General features: G+C 72.4%; 15 protein-coding genes. 11 read left to right on the top strand and 4 right to left on the bottom strand.

All coding sequences use genetic code 11. The features are described 5' to 3' along the window. The first annotated feature begins 109 nt into the window (after nucleotides 1–109). Complete coding sequence (locus tag OG514_RS07390; RefSeq protein WP_266892105.1) at nucleotides 110–1,132, top strand: hypothetical protein; 1,023 nt, start codon at nucleotides 110–112, stop codon at nucleotides 1,130–1,132. Between the two features lie 48 nt (nucleotides 1,133–1,180). Here the strand turns inward: OG514_RS07390 and OG514_RS07385 are convergent, their stop codons facing one another. Beyond that, a complete protein-coding gene (locus tag OG514_RS07385; protein WP_266892103.1) occupies nucleotides 1,181–2,689 on the bottom strand; it encodes a PucR family transcriptional regulator in 1,509 nt (502 codons plus the stop codon). A 181-nt stretch (nucleotides 2,690–2,870) separates the two neighbouring features. Between OG514_RS07385 and OG514_RS07380 the strand changes: the two genes are divergently transcribed. The 3 genes from OG514_RS07380 (at nucleotide 2,871) to OG514_RS07370 (ending at nucleotide 7,214) form a co-directional block, all read left to right on the top strand. Beyond that, a complete protein-coding gene (locus OG514_RS07380; RefSeq protein ID WP_266892101.1) occupies nucleotides 2,871–4,355 on the top strand; it encodes a sodium:solute symporter in 1,485 nt (494 codons plus the stop codon). A gap of 82 nt (nucleotides 4,356–4,437) precedes the next feature. Further along, nucleotides 4,438–5,421: an agmatinase gene (gene speB, locus OG514_RS07375; RefSeq protein WP_266892099.1), complete on the top strand. Its 984-nt coding sequence runs from the start codon at nucleotides 4,438–4,440 to the stop codon at nucleotides 5,419–5,421. A gap of 110 nt (nucleotides 5,422–5,531) precedes the next feature. Continuing rightward, entirely contained in the window at nucleotides 5,532–7,214 is a 1,683-nt protein-coding gene (locus tag OG514_RS07370) for a thiamine pyrophosphate-binding protein (protein WP_266892097.1), read from the top strand. 51 nt (nucleotides 7,215–7,265) lie between these two features. Here OG514_RS07370 and OG514_RS07365 read toward each other — a convergent pair whose 3' ends face one another. Then, on the bottom strand, nucleotides 7,266–7,640 hold the full coding sequence (locus OG514_RS07365) for a hypothetical protein (RefSeq protein ID WP_266892095.1): 375 nt from the start codon (nucleotides 7,638–7,640) through the stop codon (nucleotides 7,266–7,268). Between the two features lie 162 nt (nucleotides 7,641–7,802). Here OG514_RS07365 and OG514_RS07360 point away from each other — a divergent pair, with 162 nt between their 5' ends. The 5 genes from OG514_RS07360 to OG514_RS07340 all read left to right on the top strand — a co-directional run bounded on the left by OG514_RS07360 (nucleotide 7,803) and on the right by OG514_RS07340 (nucleotide 14,355). Continuing rightward, complete coding sequence (locus OG514_RS07360; RefSeq protein WP_266892093.1) at nucleotides 7,803–7,955, top strand: hypothetical protein; 153 nt, start codon at nucleotides 7,803–7,805, stop codon at nucleotides 7,953–7,955. Between the two features lie 144 nt (nucleotides 7,956–8,099). Beyond that, on the top strand, nucleotides 8,100–11,843 hold the full coding sequence (locus OG514_RS07355; protein ID WP_266892091.1) for an ABC transporter ATP-binding protein: 3,744 nt from the start codon (nucleotides 8,100–8,102) through the stop codon (nucleotides 11,841–11,843). A 101-nt stretch (nucleotides 11,844–11,944) separates the two neighbouring features. Next, on the top strand, nucleotides 11,945–12,298 hold the full coding sequence (locus OG514_RS07350; RefSeq protein WP_266892089.1) for a hypothetical protein: 354 nt from the start codon (nucleotides 11,945–11,947) through the stop codon (nucleotides 12,296–12,298). Nucleotides 12,299–12,393: 95 nt separating this feature from the next. Further along, a complete protein-coding gene (locus OG514_RS07345; RefSeq protein WP_266892087.1) occupies nucleotides 12,394–12,810 on the top strand; it encodes a hypothetical protein in 417 nt (138 codons plus the stop codon). 99 nt (nucleotides 12,811–12,909) lie between these two features. Beyond that, nucleotides 12,910–14,355, top strand: coding sequence for a S28 family serine protease (locus OG514_RS07340; protein ID WP_266892085.1), 1,446 nt, complete (start codon nucleotides 12,910–12,912; stop codon nucleotides 14,353–14,355). Nucleotides 14,356–14,410: 55 nt separating this feature from the next. Here OG514_RS07340 and OG514_RS07335 read toward each other — a convergent pair whose 3' ends face one another. Continuing rightward, the gene (locus tag OG514_RS07335; protein WP_266892083.1) at nucleotides 14,411–16,243 is read right to left on the bottom strand and encodes a glycoside hydrolase family 3 protein; all 1,833 of its coding nucleotides are present in this window, start codon (nucleotides 16,241–16,243) and stop codon (nucleotides 14,411–14,413) included. A gap of 112 nt (nucleotides 16,244–16,355) precedes the next feature. Further along, nucleotides 16,356–17,285: a LysR family transcriptional regulator gene (locus OG514_RS07330; RefSeq protein ID WP_266892081.1), complete on the bottom strand. Its 930-nt coding sequence runs from the start codon at nucleotides 17,283–17,285 to the stop codon at nucleotides 16,356–16,358. Nucleotides 17,286–17,395: 110 nt separating this feature from the next. Here OG514_RS07330 and OG514_RS07325 point away from each other — a divergent pair, with 110 nt between their 5' ends. After that, nucleotides 17,396–18,379, top strand: a complete 984-nt coding sequence (locus OG514_RS07325) for an EamA family transporter (RefSeq protein ID WP_266892080.1) — start codon at nucleotides 17,396–17,398, stop codon at nucleotides 18,377–18,379. After that, nucleotides 18,376–18,939 carry an AAA family ATPase gene (locus OG514_RS07320; RefSeq protein ID WP_266892078.1) on the top strand — a complete coding sequence of 188 codons (564 nt, stop codon included), beginning with the start codon at nucleotides 18,376–18,378 and terminating at the stop codon, nucleotides 18,937–18,939. The genes OG514_RS07325 and OG514_RS07320 overlap by 4 nt, the downstream gene beginning before the upstream one ends. Nucleotides 18,940–18,975 lie beyond the last annotated feature (36 nt).

Genomic DNA, 18,975 nt, shown 5'->3' with positions numbered 1-18,975 from the left:
CATGAGTTTCCGCCGTCGGCACGCTCCTGCGTCGAGCCGATGAGCCCATCCGTCATCAGACCGGTACCGGTCGGGGGGTCCGTTTCGATGTGATGCGAAAGGACGCGTCATGGAACTCGAATCCCTCCCCAACGACGTCATCGCCCAGATCGAGGTACGGGACCGCTGGAGGCGCGCAACGGCCGCCAGTGGCCTGGAGTTCCTCATCACCGACATCGGGAAGTGGCCACTCGGCAAGACGGTGCGGGTCGCGTTCCTCGACGGGGACGACCAACTGCACGCGGACATCGCCGGAGCGACCAAGCAGATCACCGACGCCTGCAACCTGACACTCGACTTCGGGCAGAACGGCGGTGGAACGTTCCGGCGATGGACCGAGGCCGACACCGTCCTCGCCGCCGAGATCCGGGTCAGCTTCGACCTGCCGGGCTTCTTCTCCCTGGTGGGCACCGACAGCACGGACAGCGTCATCGGCGCGGGAGGCGGCCCGGTCGGGGGCAACCCCGACCAGCGCAGCCTCAACCTCGGGCAGTTCGCGGAGGACAGGCCCGTCAAGTGGGAAGGCACCGTGCGGCACGAGTTCCTGCACGCACTGGGATTCCACCACTCCCACCAGAACATGCGCGGCACCTGCGAGGGCGAGTTCCGCTGGGAGGACGAAGCCGGTTACGTGCCCACGCAGGACGGGGACGGTGTCTTCGTGGCGGACGCCCAAGGCCGGCTCCCCGGCATCTACACCTTCCTCGCGGGTGAGCCGAACAACTGGCCGCGCGCGATGGTGGATCACAACCTGCGCACCGTGGACGCCCCGGATCTCGTCGCCGGGCCCTTCGACACGAAGTCCGTGATGCTGTACCGGTTCCCGGCGTTCTTCTACAAGTCCACCCCCAGCAGCTGCGCGCCGACCGGCAACGGACAGAACCTGTCGGACGGCGACAAGCGCGGACTCGACCTGCTGTACCCGCACACGACGGAGGGGGTGGCGGACCGTCAGGCCCGTGCCGACGCGGTCCTGCAGTCGCTCGGGGCCGGTCCGGAAGGGGTTCCCGGTTCGAACGGCGGCGGCCTGGCCGAGGCGTACCGCACCAGGGTCGAGGAACTGGCGACCGCCCAGGCCGCGAGCGCCGGCTGACCCGGCCGAGCGGTCGGCCGGGTGAACGACCCCTCCTCGGCCTCCCCCTCACCGGGACGTGAGCGCGAACCACAGCTCCATGCGGACGTCCGGGTCGTCCAGGTCCCGGTCCAGGAGCGCGGCGCAGCGGGCGATCCGCTGGCGGACGGTGTTGCGGTGGATGTCCATCGCGGTGGCCGTCCGGTCCCAGCCGCCGTGCAGCGAGAGCCAGACGCGCAGGGTCTCGGCGAGTGGTTCGGTCAGCGGGGCGAGGAGGGCGCGCGCGTGGGCGGTGGCCTCGTCCGGGTCCACCAGGGCGGCGATCCCGCCCGGGCGGTGCCGCACCAGTTCCGCCCCGGTCGCCTCCGCCCGCCGCAGTGCGCGCGCCGCCTGCGCGTCGGCCGCCGCGAGCTCGTCCGCCTCGACGGGGGCGCTCACCCCCAGCGTCCAGCCGGACTGAGCGGTGACGGGGGAGGAGGCGGGCAGGAGCAGCTGTACGGCTCCGAACGCGGCCCCCGCAGTCGTACCGCCCGAGCCGCCCGCTCCCGCAGTCGTACCGCCTGAGCCACCCCCACCCCGGGCCCTACCGCCCGCGTCCACCAACGGCGTTCCCAGGGCCGCCGCCAGTGAGGCCGCCGCGAACGGGGTGCCATCGCCGCCCGAGGCGTGGACCACCGTCCAGGGGCCCGCGCCCAGGGCCGCGGCCGTCTCCGCCGGGGTGGCGCCGAGCAGCAGCCGGACCAGGGCCCCGTCGCGTACGGTCACGTCCGCGCCCCGGTGGGGGGCCGTGAGCAGGGACAGCAGGACGACCGCGACCCCCGCGATCGTGTGGTCCCCGGGGCCCCGTCGTTCCGTCGCCACCCCCAGCGTCAGCCCGTCGCCGCCGCCCAGCGCGTACGCGGCGAGCCGCAGCCCGCCGCCGTCCCCGCTCGCCGAGGCCGGGCCGCCCGGGCGCGGGCCGAGGACGCCCGCCAGGTCGCGCAGTGCCCGCGCCGCCTCCGCCGGAACGTCCCGGCCGGCCGCCACCGACTCCGTACCGTCCGCTCCGAAGAGCACCGCCCGGCCCCCGAGCCGCGAGGCGAGCGCGCCCAGCACCGCAGGGACCGGGGCCGGCCGGGCCGCGGCCGCCGCCAGGGACTGCTGTGCCTCCGTCACCCGGCGCAGCTCGTGCAGCCGGGCCTCGGCCATCAGCCGCCACAGCGCCCGCGCCACCGCCGTGAACGGCGTCCTCGGCGGCACCTCGACCAGGGGCAGACCGAGCCGGTCGCAGGCTTCGACCAGCTCCGCCGGAACCGTGTCGTACACCGGCGTCACGCCGAAGCCGAGTGCCGCCGCGCCCGCCTCCACCACCCGCTCCACGTAGTGCGCCGGGTCGGTGAGCTGCACGCCCGCCGTCATCAGCAGCTCGCCGCCGAGGAGGTACGGATAGGGGTCGGCCATCTCCGAGGTGTGCACCCAGTGGATCGAGACGTCCCCGGGACCGGCGAGCAGCCGCAGCCCGAGGTCCCGGCGGGCGAGCAGCGCGGCCAGCGAGACGGGCGGTGCGGGGGGAGTGGAGGTGGGCTCCGCGGAGGTCATGGCCATGGATCCTTCGTACACCCCCCGCCTGGTCAGTGGATGAAACGTACACTTCTACGTCGCTTTCCGGCCACCTACTGTCATGGCATCCAGAGGCCGCGGGTACGGGCGGATGTCCCCGCGATCAGCACCTGGTCACTCCCCTGCACGACACGCCACCGAGGTGAACGAAGGAGGCCCCATGGCCGTCGACTACACAGTGATCGCCCTGTACCTGGCCGGCATGCTCGCGATGGGCTGGTGGGGCATGCGCCGCGCCAAGTCCAAGAGCGAGTTCCTGGTCGCCGGGCGCCGCCTCGGTCCCTGGATGTACTCCGGCACGATGGCCGCCATCGTCCTCGGCGGTGCCTCCACCATCGGTGGCGTGGGCCTCGGCTACAAGTACGGCCTCTCGGGCGCCTGGATGGTCTTCGCCATCGGCCTCGGCCTGCTCGCGCTGAGCGTCTTCTTCTCCGCCCGGATCGCCCGGCTGAAGGTCTACACCGTCTCCGAGATGCTCGACCTGCGCTACGGCGGCCGGGCCGGTGTCATCTCGGGCGTCGTCATGTGGGCGTACACGCTGATGCTCGCGGTCACCTCGACCATCGCGTACGCCACGATCTTCGACGTCCTCTTCGACCTGCCCCGGACCCTCGCGATCGTCCTCGGCGGCACCATCGTCGTCGCGTACTCGACCCTCGGCGGCATGTGGTCCATCACGATCACCGACATGGTGCAGTTCGTGGTGAAGACCATCGGCGTGCTGCTCCTGCTGCTGCCGATCGCGGTCGTCAAGGCCGGCGGTTTCGCCGAGATGAAGGCCGCGCTGCCCACCTCGTACTTCGAGCCGCTCGGCATCGGCGGCGAGACGATCTTCACGTACGTGCTGATCTACACCTTCGGCATGCTCATCGGCCAGGACATCTGGCAGCGGGTCTTCACCGCCCGGACCGACAAGGTCGCCAAGTGGGGCGGCACCGTCGCCGGTACGTACTGTCTCGCCTACGCCCTCGCCGGAGCCGTCATCGGCACGGCCGCGAAGGTGCTGTACCCGAACCTGCCCAGCGCCGACGACGCGTTCGCCACCATCGTCAAGGACGAGCTGCCGATGGGCGTCCGGGGTCTCGTCCTCGCCGCCGCCCTCGCCGCCGTCATGTCCACCTCCTCGGGCGCCCTCATCGCCTGCGCCACCGTCGCCAACAACGACATCTGGTCGCGCCTCCGGGGCGCGGTCTCGGCCAAGGAAGGACCGGCCGACGACCACGACGAGGTGAAGGGCAACCGCGTCTTCATCCTCATCATGGGCATCGCCGTCATCCTCGTCGCCATCGCCCTCAACGACGTCGTCCAGGCCCTCACCGTCGCCTACAACCTGCTGGTCGGCGGGCTCCTCGTGCCGATCCTCGGCGGTCTGCTCTGGCGTCGCGGCACCGTCCAGGGCGCCCTCGCGGCGGTCACCGTCGGCGGCCTGGCCGTCATTGGCCTGATGTGGACTTACGGAATCCTTGCAAATGAGCCTGTTTACTATGGTTTGTTGGCCTCGCTCGCCGCATATGTGATCGTTTCCCTGGCGACCCGCCCGACGGACGCCGCCGTGCTCGCGCACTGGCGCGCCCGCCTCGCGGGCCGGGAGACCCCCGAAGCCGACCCGACGCCGGAGACCGTGCCGGCCGCCGTGACCGGCTGACCGCACCGAGACTCCCGGTCGGGGCCCCGAGACCCGAGGCCCCGACCGGACCCCCACCGACGCACCCCAGGAGGACCCGACCATGAGCAGCAGCGACCAGAACACCCCGCGCGGCCCGATCGACTCGTCCCGCATCCCGCGGTACGCAGGTCCCGCGACGTTCGCCCGGCTGCCGCGACTCGACGAGGTCGGCACCGCCGACATCGCCGTGGTCGGCGTCCCCTTCGACAGCGGCGTCTCCTACCGTCCCGGCGCCCGCTTCGGCGGCAACGCCATCCGCGAGGCCTCCCGCCTGCTCCGCCCGTACAACCCGGCGCAGGACGCCTCCCCGTTCGCCCTCGCCCAGGTCGCGGACGCCGGTGACATCGCCGCCAACCCGTTCAACATCAACGAGGCCGTCGAGACGATCGAGGCCGCCGCGGACGACCTGCTGAACTCCGGCGCCCGCATGATGACCCTCGGCGGCGACCACACCATCGCCCTGCCGCTGCTGCGCTCCGTCGCCAAGAAGCACGGCCCCGTCGCCCTGCTCCACTTCGACGCGCACCTCGACACCTGGGACACCTACTTCGGCGCCGAGTACACCCACGGCACCCCGTTCCGCCGCGCCGTCGAGGAGGGCATCCTCGACACCGAGGCGCTCTCCCACGTCGGCACCCGCGGCCCGCTGTACGGCAAGCAGGACCTCACCGACGACGAGAAGATGGGCTTCGGCATCGTCACCTCGGCGGACATCTACCGCCGCGGCGCCGACGAGGTCGCCGACCAGCTCCGCCAGCGCATCGGCGACCGCCCGCTGTACATCTCCATCGACATCGACTGCCTCGACCCGGCCCACGCGCCCGGCACCGGCACCCCGGAGGCGGGCGGCATGACCTCCCGCGAGCTTCTGGAGATCCTCCGCGGCCTCTCCTCCTGCAACCTGGTGTCGGCGGACGTCGTCGAGGTCGCCCCGGCCTACGACCACGCCGAGATCACCGCGGTCGCCGCCTCCCACACCGCGTACGAACTGACGACGATCATGTCCCGCCAGATCGCGGCCGGCCGCGCCTCCGGCGCGAAGTAACCTCCGGGCGGTAGCGGGCTCAGGTGCGGGGTGGGGCGCGGCCCGGTGGTCGGGTCGCGCCCACCCGTTCCGCCCCTGCGGAACGCCTGCCCACGACCTGAAGGGACGCCATGACCCACGACCACGACCTGGTACTCCGGCCCACGGAGGCGCAGACGACCGCCGCGCTCAACCCGCCCGCCGGGCGCAACGGCGGCGACCTCGTCGTCGAGACCCTCACCGGCCTCGGCGCCACCACCGTCTTCGGCCTCCCCGGCCAGCACGCCCTCGGCATGTTCGACGCCCTGCGCCGGTCCGACCTGCGCTACGTCGGCCTCCGCGTGGAGAACAACGCGGGCTTCGCCGCCGACGCGTACGGCCGGATCACCGGCGAGGCGGCCCCGCTGCTGCTCTCCACCGGCCCCGGCGCGCTCATGTCGCTCGCCGCGCTCCAGGAGGCGGCCGCCGCCTCCGCCCCCGTCCTCGCGATCGGCAGCCAGATCCCGGTCGCCGGCCTCGGCGGCGGCCGGCACGGCTACCTCCACGAGCTGCGCGACCAGCAGGCGTCCTTCCGGGACGTCGTGAAGTCCGTCCACACGGTGCGCACGCAGTCCCAGATCCCCTCCGCCATCGCCGCGGCCTGGGAATCGGCGCTCACCGCCCCGCACGGACCGGTCTGGGTTGAGATCCCGCAGGACGTGCTCCTCGCGGAGACCACCCTGCCGGTCGTGACCGCGATGGACGCGACGCCCGAGGACATCGCCCCGCGCCCCGAGCTGACGGCCGTCGCGGCGCACCTCCTGGCGAACGCCGAGCGTCCGGTGATCATCGCGGGCGGCGGAGTCGTCCGCTCCGACGCCTCCGGCAAGCTCCTCGCGCTCGCGGAGCGGCTCGACATCCCCGTCGTGACGACCTTCGGCGGCAAGGGTGCCTTCCCCTGGCAGCACCGGCTGTCGCTCCAGTCCTGGCTGGAGGACCGGCACACCACCGACTTCCTGGAGGACGCCGACGTCCTCCTCGTCGTCGGCTCGGGGCTCGGCGAGCTGTCCTCGAACTACCACACGTTCGCCCCGCGCGGCCGGGTGATCCAGATCGAGGCGGACGCCGGGAAGCTGGAGTCCAACCACCCGGCGCTCGGCATCCACGCGGACGCCCGGCTCGCCCTCCAGGCACTCCTGGAGACGGTGCCGGAGCGCCGGGACCCCACGGCCCCCGAGCGGGTGTCGGCCGTCCTGACGAAGGTCCGGGACCGGATCGCGGCGCAGGACCTCGGCCTGGAGCAGCAGATCGTCGCGGCCGTACGGGAGGCGCTCCCGGACCGCTCTCCGAGCTTCTGGGACATGACGATCCTGGCGTACTGGGCGTGGTCGGCCTTCGACCCCCGCTTCCCGAACACCATGCACTCGGCCCAGGGCGCCGGCGGCCTCGGCTACGGCTTCCCGGCGGCGCTCGGCGCGGCCGCGGCGGACCCGAGCCGGCCGGTGCTCGCGGTCTCCGGCGACGGCGGCGCGATGTACTCGATCGCGGAGCTGGCGACGGCGAAGCAGTACGGCCTCGACGTGACGTGGCTGATCGTCGACGACGGCGGCTACGGCATCCTGCGCGAGTACATGACGGGCGCGTTCGGCGAGGCCACCGGCACGGAACTGTCCCGCCCGGACTTCGTGGCCCTGTCCGAGTCCTTCGGCGTCCCGGCGACCCTGACGACCCCGGAAACCCTGACGACGGACCTCGCGAAGTCCCTCGCCACCCCGGGCCCCTCGGTCGTCGTCCTCCCGGCCCTCCTGAGGATGTTCGAACCGACGCACCTCTGACGGTGCCGACCCGGTGGCCCGGACCCGAAAGGGCCGGGCCACCGGGTCTCCTCAGCCGACGAGGCCCTCCCAGGCCTTCCGGTACTCGGCGAGCTGCGCCTCGTACCCCCGCCGGAACTCCTCGGTCTGCTTCTGATCCAGCCCGCCGCGGGACACGCGTCGTGCGGGTATCAGCCGGATCGCGTCGGTCATGACCACCACGGCCGCGTCGGCGACGGTCCCGCCCCGCTCCCGCGCGAGGAACGCCTGCTGAGCGGCCTCGGCCAGGAGCGCCCAGCAGATGTTGCGGGGATTCCTCGCCGTCGCTTCCAACTGCCGAGGAGCCACCGGCTCGACCCTCCCGGTCTTCGCCAGCCCCTTGATCGCCAGCAGCGCCGCGTACAGCTGCCCCCACGCGTAGGGCCTGTCGTCCTCGATCCGCGCCACGCACGTCCCCTTCCCTCTCGACCGACAGCCATGGGCCGCGCAGGACGGCCCCATCGACTTCTACCCACCGTGCAACCCTGCCCGCCCCGCGCGGGTCTACCTCCCCGGGTAGGGGGCGGGGGTAGGTGCACCCCCCGAGCCGTGCGAGGGGGAGGGGTAGCCGTGGTGCGCAAGGTGCTGAAGAAGGTCGGGGCATGGGCCAGGTTCCGGGACCCCGCGCGGCCCCGGCGCGGGCGGCGGCTCGCCGCCGTGACGAGCGCTCTCTTCACCGGTACGGCCGTGACGGCCGTGTTCCTGTCGGTCTACGGCACCTGAGCCCGCCCGCGTGGTCCTAGGACCACGGTCCCGTCCCCCGGGGACCTATGGACGAACCCGCGTCCCGATTTGTTGCGGCGGGATGAAATCGCAGCCCAGCCGTGTTGGGCCTTCCGGTAGAGCAGGACGAACGGGAGGCCACTCGTGGCGGCGGTCGGGGAAGAACAGCGGGGCTGGGCGCGCAGGCTCGCCGGGTACGCGTGGCGGTACAAGGCGAACACTCTGCTCGCGCTCGGGTCCTCGCTGGCCGGCATGGCCGTGCTCGCACTCGTGCCGCTGGTCACCAAGGTGATCATCGACGACGTCATCGGGACGAAGACCCGGGGCCTCGGCGTCTGGACCGGTCTCCTCATCGGCGCCGCCGTCCTCGTCTACGCCCTCACCTACGTCCGCCGCTACTACGGCGGCCGTCTGGCGCTCGACGTCCAGCACGACCTGCGTACCGACATGTACGCCACCATCACCCGGCTCGACGGGCGACGGCAGGACGAGCTGTCCACCGGGCAGGTCATCGGGCGGGCCACCAGCGACCTCCAGCTGATCCAGGGTCTGCTGTTCATGCTCCCGATGACCATCGGGAACGTTCTCCTCTTCCTGATCTCGCTGGGCGTCATGGCCTGGCTGTCCCTCCCGCTCACCCTCGTCGCCCTCGCCGTCGCCCCCGCCCTCTGGTTCATCGCCAAGCGCAGCCGCACCCGCCTCCACCCCGCCACCTGGCACGCGCAGCAGCAGGCCGCCGTCGTCGCCGGGGTCGTGGACGGGGCCGTGACCGGCGTCCGCGTCGTCAAGGGCTTCGGCCAGGAGGATCAGGAGACCGGCAAGATCCGCGAGGCCGGGCGGAAGCTGTTCGCCGGCCGGCTGCGGACGATCCGGCTGAACTCGCGGTACACCCCGGCCCTCCAGGCCGTCCCGGCCCTCGGCCAGGTCGCCGTCCTCGCCCTCGGCGGCTGGCTCGCCTACCGCGGCCAGATCACCCTCGGCACCTTCGTCGCCTTCTCCGCCTACCTGGCCTCCCTCGTCGGCCCGGTCCGCATGCTCGCCATGGTGCTCACCGTCGCCCAGCAGGCCCGCGCCGGCGTCGAGCGGGTCCTCGACCTCGTCGACACCGAGCCGGTCATCAAGGACGGTACGAAGGAGCTGCCCGCCGACGCGCCCGCCACCGTCGAGTTCGACGACGTCTCGTTCGCCTACGAGGACGGGCGGCCGGTGCTCGACGGGTTCTCGCTGGAGATCCGGGCCGGCGAGACCGTCGCCGTCGTCGGCGCCTCCGGCTCCGGCAAGTCCACCGTCTCGCTGCTCCTGCCCCGCTTCTACGACGTCACCCACGGTGCCGTCCTCGTCGGCGGCCACGACGTCCGCGAGCTCACCCTCGACTCGCTGCGTGCCGCGATCGGTCTCGTCCCCGAGGACTCCTTCCTCTTCTCCGACACCGTCCGCGCCAACATCGCCTACGGCCTCCCGGACGCCACCCAGGAGCAGATCGAGACCGCCGCCCGCGCCGCCCAGGCCGACCGGTTCATCGCCGAGCTGCCCGCCGGGTACGACACCAAGGTCGGCGAGCACGGCCTCACCCTCTCCGGCGGCCAGCGCCAGCGCGTCGCCCTCGCCCGCGCGATCCTCACCGACCCCCGGCTCCTCCTCCTCGACGACGCCACCTCCGCCGTCGACGCCAAGGTCGAGCACGAGATCCACGAGGCCCTGAAGGCGGTCATGGCGGGCCGTACGACCCTGCTGATCGCGCACCGCCGCTCCACCCTCGGCCTCGCCGACCGCATCGCCGTCCTGGAGGACGGCCGGCTCGCCGACATCGGCACCCACGCCGAGCTGGAGGAGCGCTCCCCGCTCTTCCGGCGCCTGCTCACCGACCCCGACGAGCTGGGCGCCGTCTCGCCCGGCCACATCACCCCGGCCGAGGTCCCCGAGGACCGCACGCTGCGGGCCGAGCTGGACGCCGAGTTCGACGCCGAGCGGGGCATCACCCCCACCCTGTGGGTACGGGACGAGACCGCCGACCGGGAGACCGAGGCGCCGGGGGCCACCCCCGAGCTGCTCGCCGCCGTCGAGGCCCTGCCGCCCGCCGACGACACCCCCGGCATCGACGAGGCCCGCGCCGTGTCGCCCGAGGACGCCTACGGTCTGCGCCGACTGCTCCGCGGCTTCGGCCTCCCGCTGCTCATCAGCCTCGGCCTGGTCGCCCTCGACGCGGGCGCCGGACTGCTGCTCCCGGTCCTGATCCGGCACGGCATCGACGAGGGCGTGAACCGGCTCGCGATCGGCGCCGTCTGGGCGGCCTCCGCGCTCGCCCTGGTCACCGTGCTCGTGCAGTGGGTCGCGCAGACCGCCGAGACCCGGATGACCGGCCGTACCGGCGAGCGGGTCCTCTACGCGCTGCGCCTGAAGATCTTCGCCCAGCTCCAGCGGCTCGGCCTCGACTACTACGAGCGCGAGCTCACCGGCCGGATCATGACCCGGATGACCACGGACGTGGACGCCCTGTCCACCTTCCTGCAGACGGGCCTGGTCACCGCCTTCGTCTCGGTCGTGACCTTCTTCGGGATCATGGTCGCGCTGCTCGTGCTCGACCTCCAGCTCGCCCTGGTCGTCTTCGCGACCCTGCCGGTCCTCGCCGTCGCCACGTACTACTTCCGCCGCTCCAGCGTGAAGGCGTACGAGCTGGCGCGCGAGCGGATCAGCGTCGTCAACGCCGACCTCCAGGAGTCGGTCTCCGGCCTCCGGATCGTGCAGGCCTTCCGCCGCGAGCGCTCCGGCGCCGCCCGGTTCGCCGAGCGCAGCGACCACTACCGCGAGGCGCGCGTCCGCGGCCAGTGGCTGATCTCCATCTACTTCCCGTTCGTCACCCTGCTGTCCTCGGTGGCCGCCGCGGCCGTCATGATCGTCGGTGCGAACCGCATCGAGGGCGGCACGCTCACCACCGGCGCGCTCGTCGCCTACCTCCTCTACATCGACCTGTTCTTCGCCCCCGTGCAGCAGCTCTCGCAGGTCTTCGACGGCTACCAGCAGGCCGCCGTCTCGCTGAAGCGCATGCAGGAGCTCCTCCAGGAGCCGACGTCGACGGCCGCCGCGCCCGTACCCCTGGACGTGCTGTCGCTGCGCGGCGAGATCGCCTTCGAGGACGTCTCCTTCGCGTACGGCGGCGAGGACGGCGCCGCGAAGGACGAGACCGCCCTCACCGGCATCGACCTGCGCATCCCGGCCGGCCAGACCGTCGCCTTCGTCGGTGAGACCGGCGCGGGCAAGTCCACCCTGGTCAAGCTGGTCGCCCGGTTCTACGACCCGACGGGCGGCCGGGTCACCGCCGACGGCACCGACCTGCGGGACCTCGACCTCACCGCGTACCGCCACCGGCTCGGCGTCGTCCCCCAGGAGGCGTACCTCTTCGCCGGGACGGTCCGCGACGCCATCGCGTACGGCCGTCCCGACGCGACCGACGCCGAGGTGGAGGCGGCGGCCCGCGCGGTCGGCGCCCACGACATGATCGCGACCCTCGACGGCGGCTATCTCCACGAGGTCGCCGAGCGGGGCCGTAACCTCTCCGCCGGGCAGCGCCAGCTCATCGCCCTCGCCCGCGCCGAACTCGTCGACCCGGACATCCTGCTCCTCGACGAGGCCACGGCCGCCCTCGACCTGGCCACCGAGGCCCAGGTCAACCAGGCCACCGACCGGCTCGCCGGGCGCCGTACGACCCTGGTCGTCGCCCACCGGCTGAGCACGGCGGCCCGCGCCGACCGGGTGGTCGTCATGGATCACGGCCGGGTCGCGGAGGACGGCACCCACGAGGAACTCCTCGCCCTGGACGGCCGGTACGCGATGCTGTGGCGGACCTTCATCGGCGAGACCGTGGACGAGGAGGAGCCGGAGCGGGTGTGAGGCGGGGTCCGGCGTGCCGAGGCCGGTGAACAGGTGCCGCCCGGCGGGATGAGTACGGGAGCGGATACCGGGCCCATCGTCCGGCGGGATTGGATCGGGTCATGAGCAACGACCCCCGTTCCCGCGCCGCCTCGCCCGTCCCCATCACCCCGCCGGACGTCGAGGGTGCCCGGCTGCGGAAGCGGTCCATGTTCTGGGCGGGGATGTTCGTGCCCGCGAGCCTGCTCGCCGGCATCCTCGTGCTCACCCGTGAGGACGCCGCCAGCTGCCTCACCCACGGGACGGCCTGTGACAGCACTCCCGGCCTCGTGTACGTCGCGGCACTGGTGATCTTCGTCGCGGCCCTGGTGACCGTGCAGGCGACCTCCCGGCCCGAGCTCCGCCGGGCGGCGTTCTGGACCCAGATCGGCGCCGAGAGCGTCTTCCTGTTCCTCCTCCTCGTCGCGTTCTCGTAGGAGCCCACACCGGAGGCAACCATTCCGGGGTCGGGCGCGTCGTACGTCCGTACGTCCGTACGCGCGTACGGCGACCCGCTCGGGAGGGGAAACGCATGCCCACGGACACGAAGAAGGCACGACGTCGCCGACGACTGCTCGCCCGTGTCCTGGCGCCCCTGCTCCTCGCCCTCGCGCTGCTTCCGGTCCCGGGCATCGGGCCCGGCGCCGGTACCGCCGAGGCCGTCTCCGTCTGCCAGGGCCGCCCCGCCCGGACCATCACCTTCGCCACCGGCGAGCTGCGCCTCTACCGGACCCGCCACTACGCCTGCGCCGTCACCGTCGCCAAGCGGCCCGGCGCCCGCCGGCCGATGGCCGTCTCCCTCCAGCCGCGCGGCGGCCGGCCCGCCGTCTCGTCCGGACGGTTCGACCGACAGGCCGGTCCCGTCACCGTCCACGCCCTCAACCGTTGTGTCCGCGCGGGCGGTTCGGTGTCCGGGCAGGGCACGACCACCGGCTGGATCCTGTGCTGATGTGCAGGAAAGTCCAAGGGTAAGGACCAACTGGGGCTGGCGGTCCACACGTTCCCCCCGCTAGGTTCGCGACACCGTTGTGAACCAAGGGGAGGGTGAATGCGCAAGTCGCTGAGATGGGCGCTGTCGCTTTCGGTGCTTATAGGCACCGTGGCACCGACCGGCGTGGCTACCGCCGCGGACACGGACACGGGCAGCACGGCCGTCGTCGACTCGCAGAGCACAGACATCAAGGACCGCATCCTGGCGATCCCCGGGATGAGCCTGATCGAGGAGAAGCCGTACGCCGGCTACCGCTTCTTCGTCCTGAACTACAAGCAGCCGATCGACCACCGGCGCCCGTGGGCCGGCACGTTCGACCAGCGGATCTCCGTCCTCCACAAGGACACGAGCCGCCCGACCGTCTTCCGCACGAGCGGCTACTCGCTGAGCACCACGCCCAGCCGCGCCGAGCCGACCCGGATCATCGACGGCAACCAGGTCTCCATGGAGTACCGCTTCTTCACGCCGTCGCGTCCGCAGCCCGCCGACTGGTCCAAGCTCGACATCTGGCAGGCGGCCAGCGACCAGCACCGGATCTTCACCGCGCTGAAGAAGATCTACGGCCAGAAGTGGCTCTCCACCGGCGCCTCCAAGGGCGGCATGACCGCCACCTACTTCGAGCGCTTCTACCCGCGTGACATGGACGGTGTCGTCGCCTACGTCGCCCCGAACGACGTGGTCAACAAGGAGGACTCGGCCTACGACCGGTTCTTCGAGACGGTCGGCACCAAGGAGTGCCGCGACCGCCTGAACAACCTGCAGCGCGAGGCCCTCGTCCGCCGCGCCCCCCTTGAGGCCAAGTACAAGGCGTGGGCCGAGGCGGAGGGCGCCACCTTCAACACGGTCGGCACGCTCGACAAGGCCTACGAGGCCGTCGTCCTCGACTTCGTGTGGGGCTTCTGGCAGTACTACGGCGAGGACGTCTGCGACCAGATCCCGGTGGCGAAGACCGCCACCGACGACGAGGTGTACAACACGATCGACGCCTACTCCGGCTGGGCCGCCTACACCGACCAGGGCCTGGAGCCGTACACGCCGTACTACTACCAGGCGGCGACCGAGCTCGGCTCGCCCACCATCAAGCAGCCGCACCTCAAGGGTCTCAGCCGCTACGGCTACCAGCCCGCGAGCAACTTCGTGCCGCGCGAGATCCCGATGAAGTTCAAGCAGCACGCCATGCGTGATGTGGACAACTGGGTCCGCAAGAACGCGAACAAGATGCTGTTCGTGTACGGCGGCAACGACCCGTGGGGCTCCGAGAAGTTCCACCTCGGCAAGGGCGCGCGCGACAGCTACGTGTACGTGGCCCCGGGCGCCAACCACGGTGCGAACGTCGCCGGGCTCGTCGAGGCCGAGCGGAACAACGCCACCGCCCGCATCCTCGACTGGGCCGGAGTCCCCGCCCCGGCCGCCCAGGCGGCGCAGCCGCTGGCCCGCTTCGACGCGCGCCTCGACAAGCCGGTCGACGAGGACGCGACGAAGGAGCACGGCCTGCGGCCGTGACACCCCGTGGCAGGTGAGGTGGGGTGCGTCCGGCGGGACGCACCCCACCTCCGTGTCAGCGGTACGACAGGCCGTATCCGACCGGGTGGAGCACCTTCGCCGGGTCGTCCGCGCTCTGCACGGGGACCGGGAGGCGGCCCCTGGGCCTGGCCCGGCCGGCCAGGACCCGTACCGCGGCCCGGAGTTCGACATCGGTCCAGGAGTAGGCGGCGAGCGTCGCCCGCTGGCCGTCGATCCGGGCGATGTCGTACGGGTTGCGGATCGCGATCGTCACGACGGGCACCCCGGTCGCGACGAGCCGCGCCACGAGCGTGCGCTGCGGACTGGTCGCGGTGACGTTGTACGTACCCACCACGATCACGTCCTTGCCCGCGGCCGCCGCCACCGCCTCCTCGATCTTCGCGGCCGTCGGGGTGATCCCGGTGGAGAGCGCCGTCGCGGTGAAGCCCAGTTCCGTCAGGGTGTTCGCGAGCGTCGTGGTCGGCGGACCCGTCGTGCCCGAAGGGGACGCCGGGTCGGCGCCGACGACGAGGACCGATCCGTGCCGTGCCGGGCTCAGCGGCAGGAAGCCGCCCTCGTTGAGCAGCAGGGTCGTGGTCGCCTCGGCGATCCGGTCGGCCTGGGCGAGATGGGCGGCGGTGCCGACCACCCGCTCGACACCGGCCCGGGAGACGTACGCGTTCCGGAACAGACCGAGCTTCGACTTGAGCCGCAGAATCCGCAGGATCGATTCGTCGAGCCGGTCCTCCGTCAGCTCGCCGTCCCTGACGGCCTTCAGGACCGCGTTCCAGGCCACGTCGAGCTTCGGCGGGTTGAGCAGCTGGTCCACCCCGGCCTTCAGGGCGAGGACCGGGACGCGCTCGTCGCCGTACTTGGTGCGCACGCCCTCCATGCCGAGGGAGTCGGTGACCACCACGCCGTCGTAGCCGAGCTGCTCGCGCAGGATGCCGGTGAGGATCGGCCGCGAGAGGGTCGCCGGGTCCTCGCTGGGGTCGAGCGCCGGGACCACGATGTGCGCGGTCATGATCGAGTCGATCCCGGCGGCGATCGCGGACCGGAACGGCGGGGCGTCGAGTGCGCTCCACTGGGCCCGGGTGTGGGTGATCGTCGGCAGCCCGTAGTGGCTGTCGACGGCGGTGTCGCCGTGCCCCGGGAAGTGCTTGGAGGTGGCCGCGACCCCGGCCCGCTGATAGCCCTTGACCTGCGCGGCGACCATACCGGCGACCGCCGTCGGGTCGGAGCCGAAGGAGCGGACGCCGATGACCGGGTTGGCCGGGTTGACGTTGACGTCCGCGACCGGCGCGTAGTTCTGCCGGATGCCGACGGCCGCGAGCTCCTCGCCCGCGATCTGCGCCGCCTTACGGGCGTCCGCGTGCGAGCCCCCGGCACCGAGGGCCATCGCGCCCGGCACCAGGGTGGCGGGCTCGCCGACCCGGCAGACGATGCCGTGCTCCTGGTCGGTGGAGATGAGCGCGGGGATCGGCGTGGGCTGCGCGAGGGCGGCCTGCTGGATGCCGTTGGAGAGGGCGGCGATCTGCTGCGGGTCCCGGGTGTTGTGGGCCCAGGAGAAGTAGATGACGCCGCCCACGTGGTACCGCTCGACCAGCTCGGCGGCCGTACGGACGCCGAGCTCCGTGAGGTTGGCGTCGATGTCGGCCTGGTCGGGGGCGGTCGCGGAATGGCCGTACACCCGCATGACGAAGAGCTGGCCGACCTTCTCCTCAAGGGACATGCGGTCGATGATCCGCCGGAGCTTCCGGTCGTCGTGCCGGTCCTGCGCGGCGAGGGCGGGGGTGGTCACCCCGGTGACGGCGGCCGCTGCCGCGGCGGCGGTCACCGTGAGAAGGGTGCGTCGGGAGGGGGAGGGGGCGGGGGCGCGGTGGTGCACTGATGCTCCTTCCGGCCGTGCGAGGTTGAAGGAATCCGTGTCGGGAATCCCCGGAAGCCGCCTCTGAAGGAAACTTCCAAGGGTCACGGATAGCCCGAAAGTAACTGCCAGGTCAAGGACCCGCGCACGAATCACCCACGGCGGCGATCCCGGGCCAGAGTTCCTGGAGCGTACGGACCGCCTCCCGGATCGCCGGGCGCCGCGCCGCCCCGGTCCGCCACATGGCGTGCAGACGGCGCGTCGGCATCGGGTCGAGCCGCACCGGCGCCACCTCCGGCGGTAGCATCCCGCGCCCGAGGCGCGGCACGAGCGCGATCCCCAGTCCGGCCGCGACCAGGGCGACCTGTGTGTGGTTCTCCTCCGCCTGATGCACGATCAGCGGCTCGAAGCCCGTCTCCCGCAGCGTCCGCGTCAGCCAGTCGTGGCAGACCGTCCCCGGCGGCTGCGAGATCCACCGCTCCGCCGCCAGCTCCTCCCGGCGCACCGAGTCCCGCGCCGCGAGCGGATGGTCCCGGTGGACGAGGATGTCGCACAGGTCGTCGCCGATCACCGCCTGCTCGACCCCCGGCGGCACGGGCAGCGGGGCGATGTCCCAGTCGTGCGCGACCGCCAGATCGATCACGCCCCGCGCCACCAGGTCGATCGAGACGTGCGGGTCGACCTCCGAGAGGCGGGCGTCGACATCGGGGTGGGCCCGGCCGAGCTCCGCGAGCACCCGGGGCATCAGACCGCGCGCCGCGCTCGCGAAACAGCCGATCGCGAGCCGCCCGGCGGGCCGGCCGCGCCGCTCTTCGAGACGCACCTCGGCCTCCTCCACGAGCTTCAGCAACTGCCCTGCGGTGGCGGCGAGTTGATGGGCGTCGTCGGTGAGCCGGATGCCCCGGCCGCTGCGTTCCAGCAGGGTCGTACGCGTCTCGCGCTCCAGCTTCGCGATCTGCTGGGAGACCGCCGACGGCGTGTAGCCGAGGGCGGTGGCTGCGGCGCCGACACTGCCGTGGACGGCGACGGCGTGCAGGGCGCGCAGACGGCCGAGATCCAGCACGGTGCGTCCTCCTCTTCGATGCGCGGGACGAATGGATGAAGCATCACTACATCCCATCATGAAGAAGTCCGTGCTGGTGCTAAACGGTCGGGGCGGCGATGCTCGACAGCATGCGCCCCGCCCACCTCGCCCTCGCCGCCCTGGTCGCCGCCGTCTGGGGAGTCAACTTCGTCGTCATCGAGATCGGCCTCGACCACTTCCCGCCGCTGCTCTTCTCCGCCCTCCGCTTCCTCGCCGCCGCCCTGCCCGCCGTGTTCCTGGTGGGCCGGCCCACCGTGGCCTGGAAGTGGATCCTGGCGGTCGGACTCGTCCTCGGCGTCGCCAAGTTCGGGCTGCTCTTCACCGGCATGGACCTCGGCGCCCCGGCCGGACTCTCCTCCCTCGTCCTCCAGGTCCAGGCCGTCTTCACCGCCCTCTTCGCCTTCGCCGCGCTCGGTGAACGCCCCGGCCGCCTCAAGGTGGCGGGGATGGGGGTCGCCCTGGTGGGCATCGGCGTGACGGCGGCCGACGAGGGCGGGACCGGGTCCCTCGGGGGCTTCGCCCTGGTGATCGGCGCGGCGGCCTGCTGGGGCGTCTCCAACGTCCTGACCCGCAAGGCCTCCCCGCCCGACGCGCTCAACTTCATGGTCTGGGTCAGCACCGTGCCCGTCCTGCCGCTGCTCGGCCTCTCCCTCCTCCTGGAGGGCCCGGAACGCGACCTCGCGGCCCTGCGCGGCCTCGACCGGACCGGCGCCGGAGTCATCGTCTACGTCGCCTGGATCACGACCGTCTTCGGCTTCGGGGCCTGGGGCTGGCTGCTGCGCCGCTACCCGGCCTCGTCCGTCGCCCCCTTCTCCCTCCTCGTCCCCGTCTTCGGCATGTCCTCGGCGGCGCTCGTCCTGGGCGAGGGAGTGAGCCCGGCCCGCTGGTGCGCGGCGGCGCTCCTGGTCGGCGGAGTGGCCCTGACGTCCTTCGCACCGGGTCGCCGGTCGGAGAAGAATCCCCTCGCCCCGGCGAACCCCGTGCCCGTATCGTCGTCCGGCCGTCCCCTCGGCGAGGAACGGCGTACGAACAGCGACGCACGGCGTACGAACAGCGAGGAAACGCCCGTATGACCTTCGAGCACATCACCGTCGACTCCCCCGAACCCGCCCCCGGCACCGTCCTCCTGAGCGGCATCCCGGGCAGCGGCAAGTCCACGGTCGCGGCGGCCCTCGCGGCCCGCTTCGCCCGGGCGGCGCACATCGAGGTCGACGGGCTCCAGGCCCTGATCGTGAGCGGCTGCCACTGGCCGAGCCCGGACGGCGACCGGGAGGCGGACCGCCAGATCCTGCTGCGCGCCCGCAACGCCTGCCTGCTCGCGGACAGCTTCACGGCGGCCGGCTTCCTCCCGGTCCTCGACGACGTCGTCGTACGCCGCTCCCATCTGGACTACTACCGCGCCCAGGCGAAGACGGGCCCGCTGTACCCGGTCTTCCTGGCTCCGGGCCCGGAGAAGGCCTGGGAACGCAACAACGCCCGGGACAAGCGCCTGACGACCGACTGGGCCTTCCTGGACGAGGCGATGCGCACGGAACTCTCGGACGAGGGCGTCTGGATCGACAACGCGCACCTGACGGTGGAGGAGACGGTGGACGCGGTCCTGGCGGCGACGGGCCTGACCCCGCGGAAGTAGCCCGTCGGAGCCCCACCGTGGTGGGCTCCGACGGGC

Origin of the sequence: Streptomyces sp. NBC_00572 (assembly GCF_026341815.1) — a bacterium.
GTDB lineage: Bacteria > Actinomycetota > Actinomycetes > Streptomycetales > Streptomycetaceae > Streptomyces.
The sequence above is the reverse complement of the archived record's forward strand: the minus strand, read 5'-3'. Positions and strand labels throughout refer to the sequence as shown.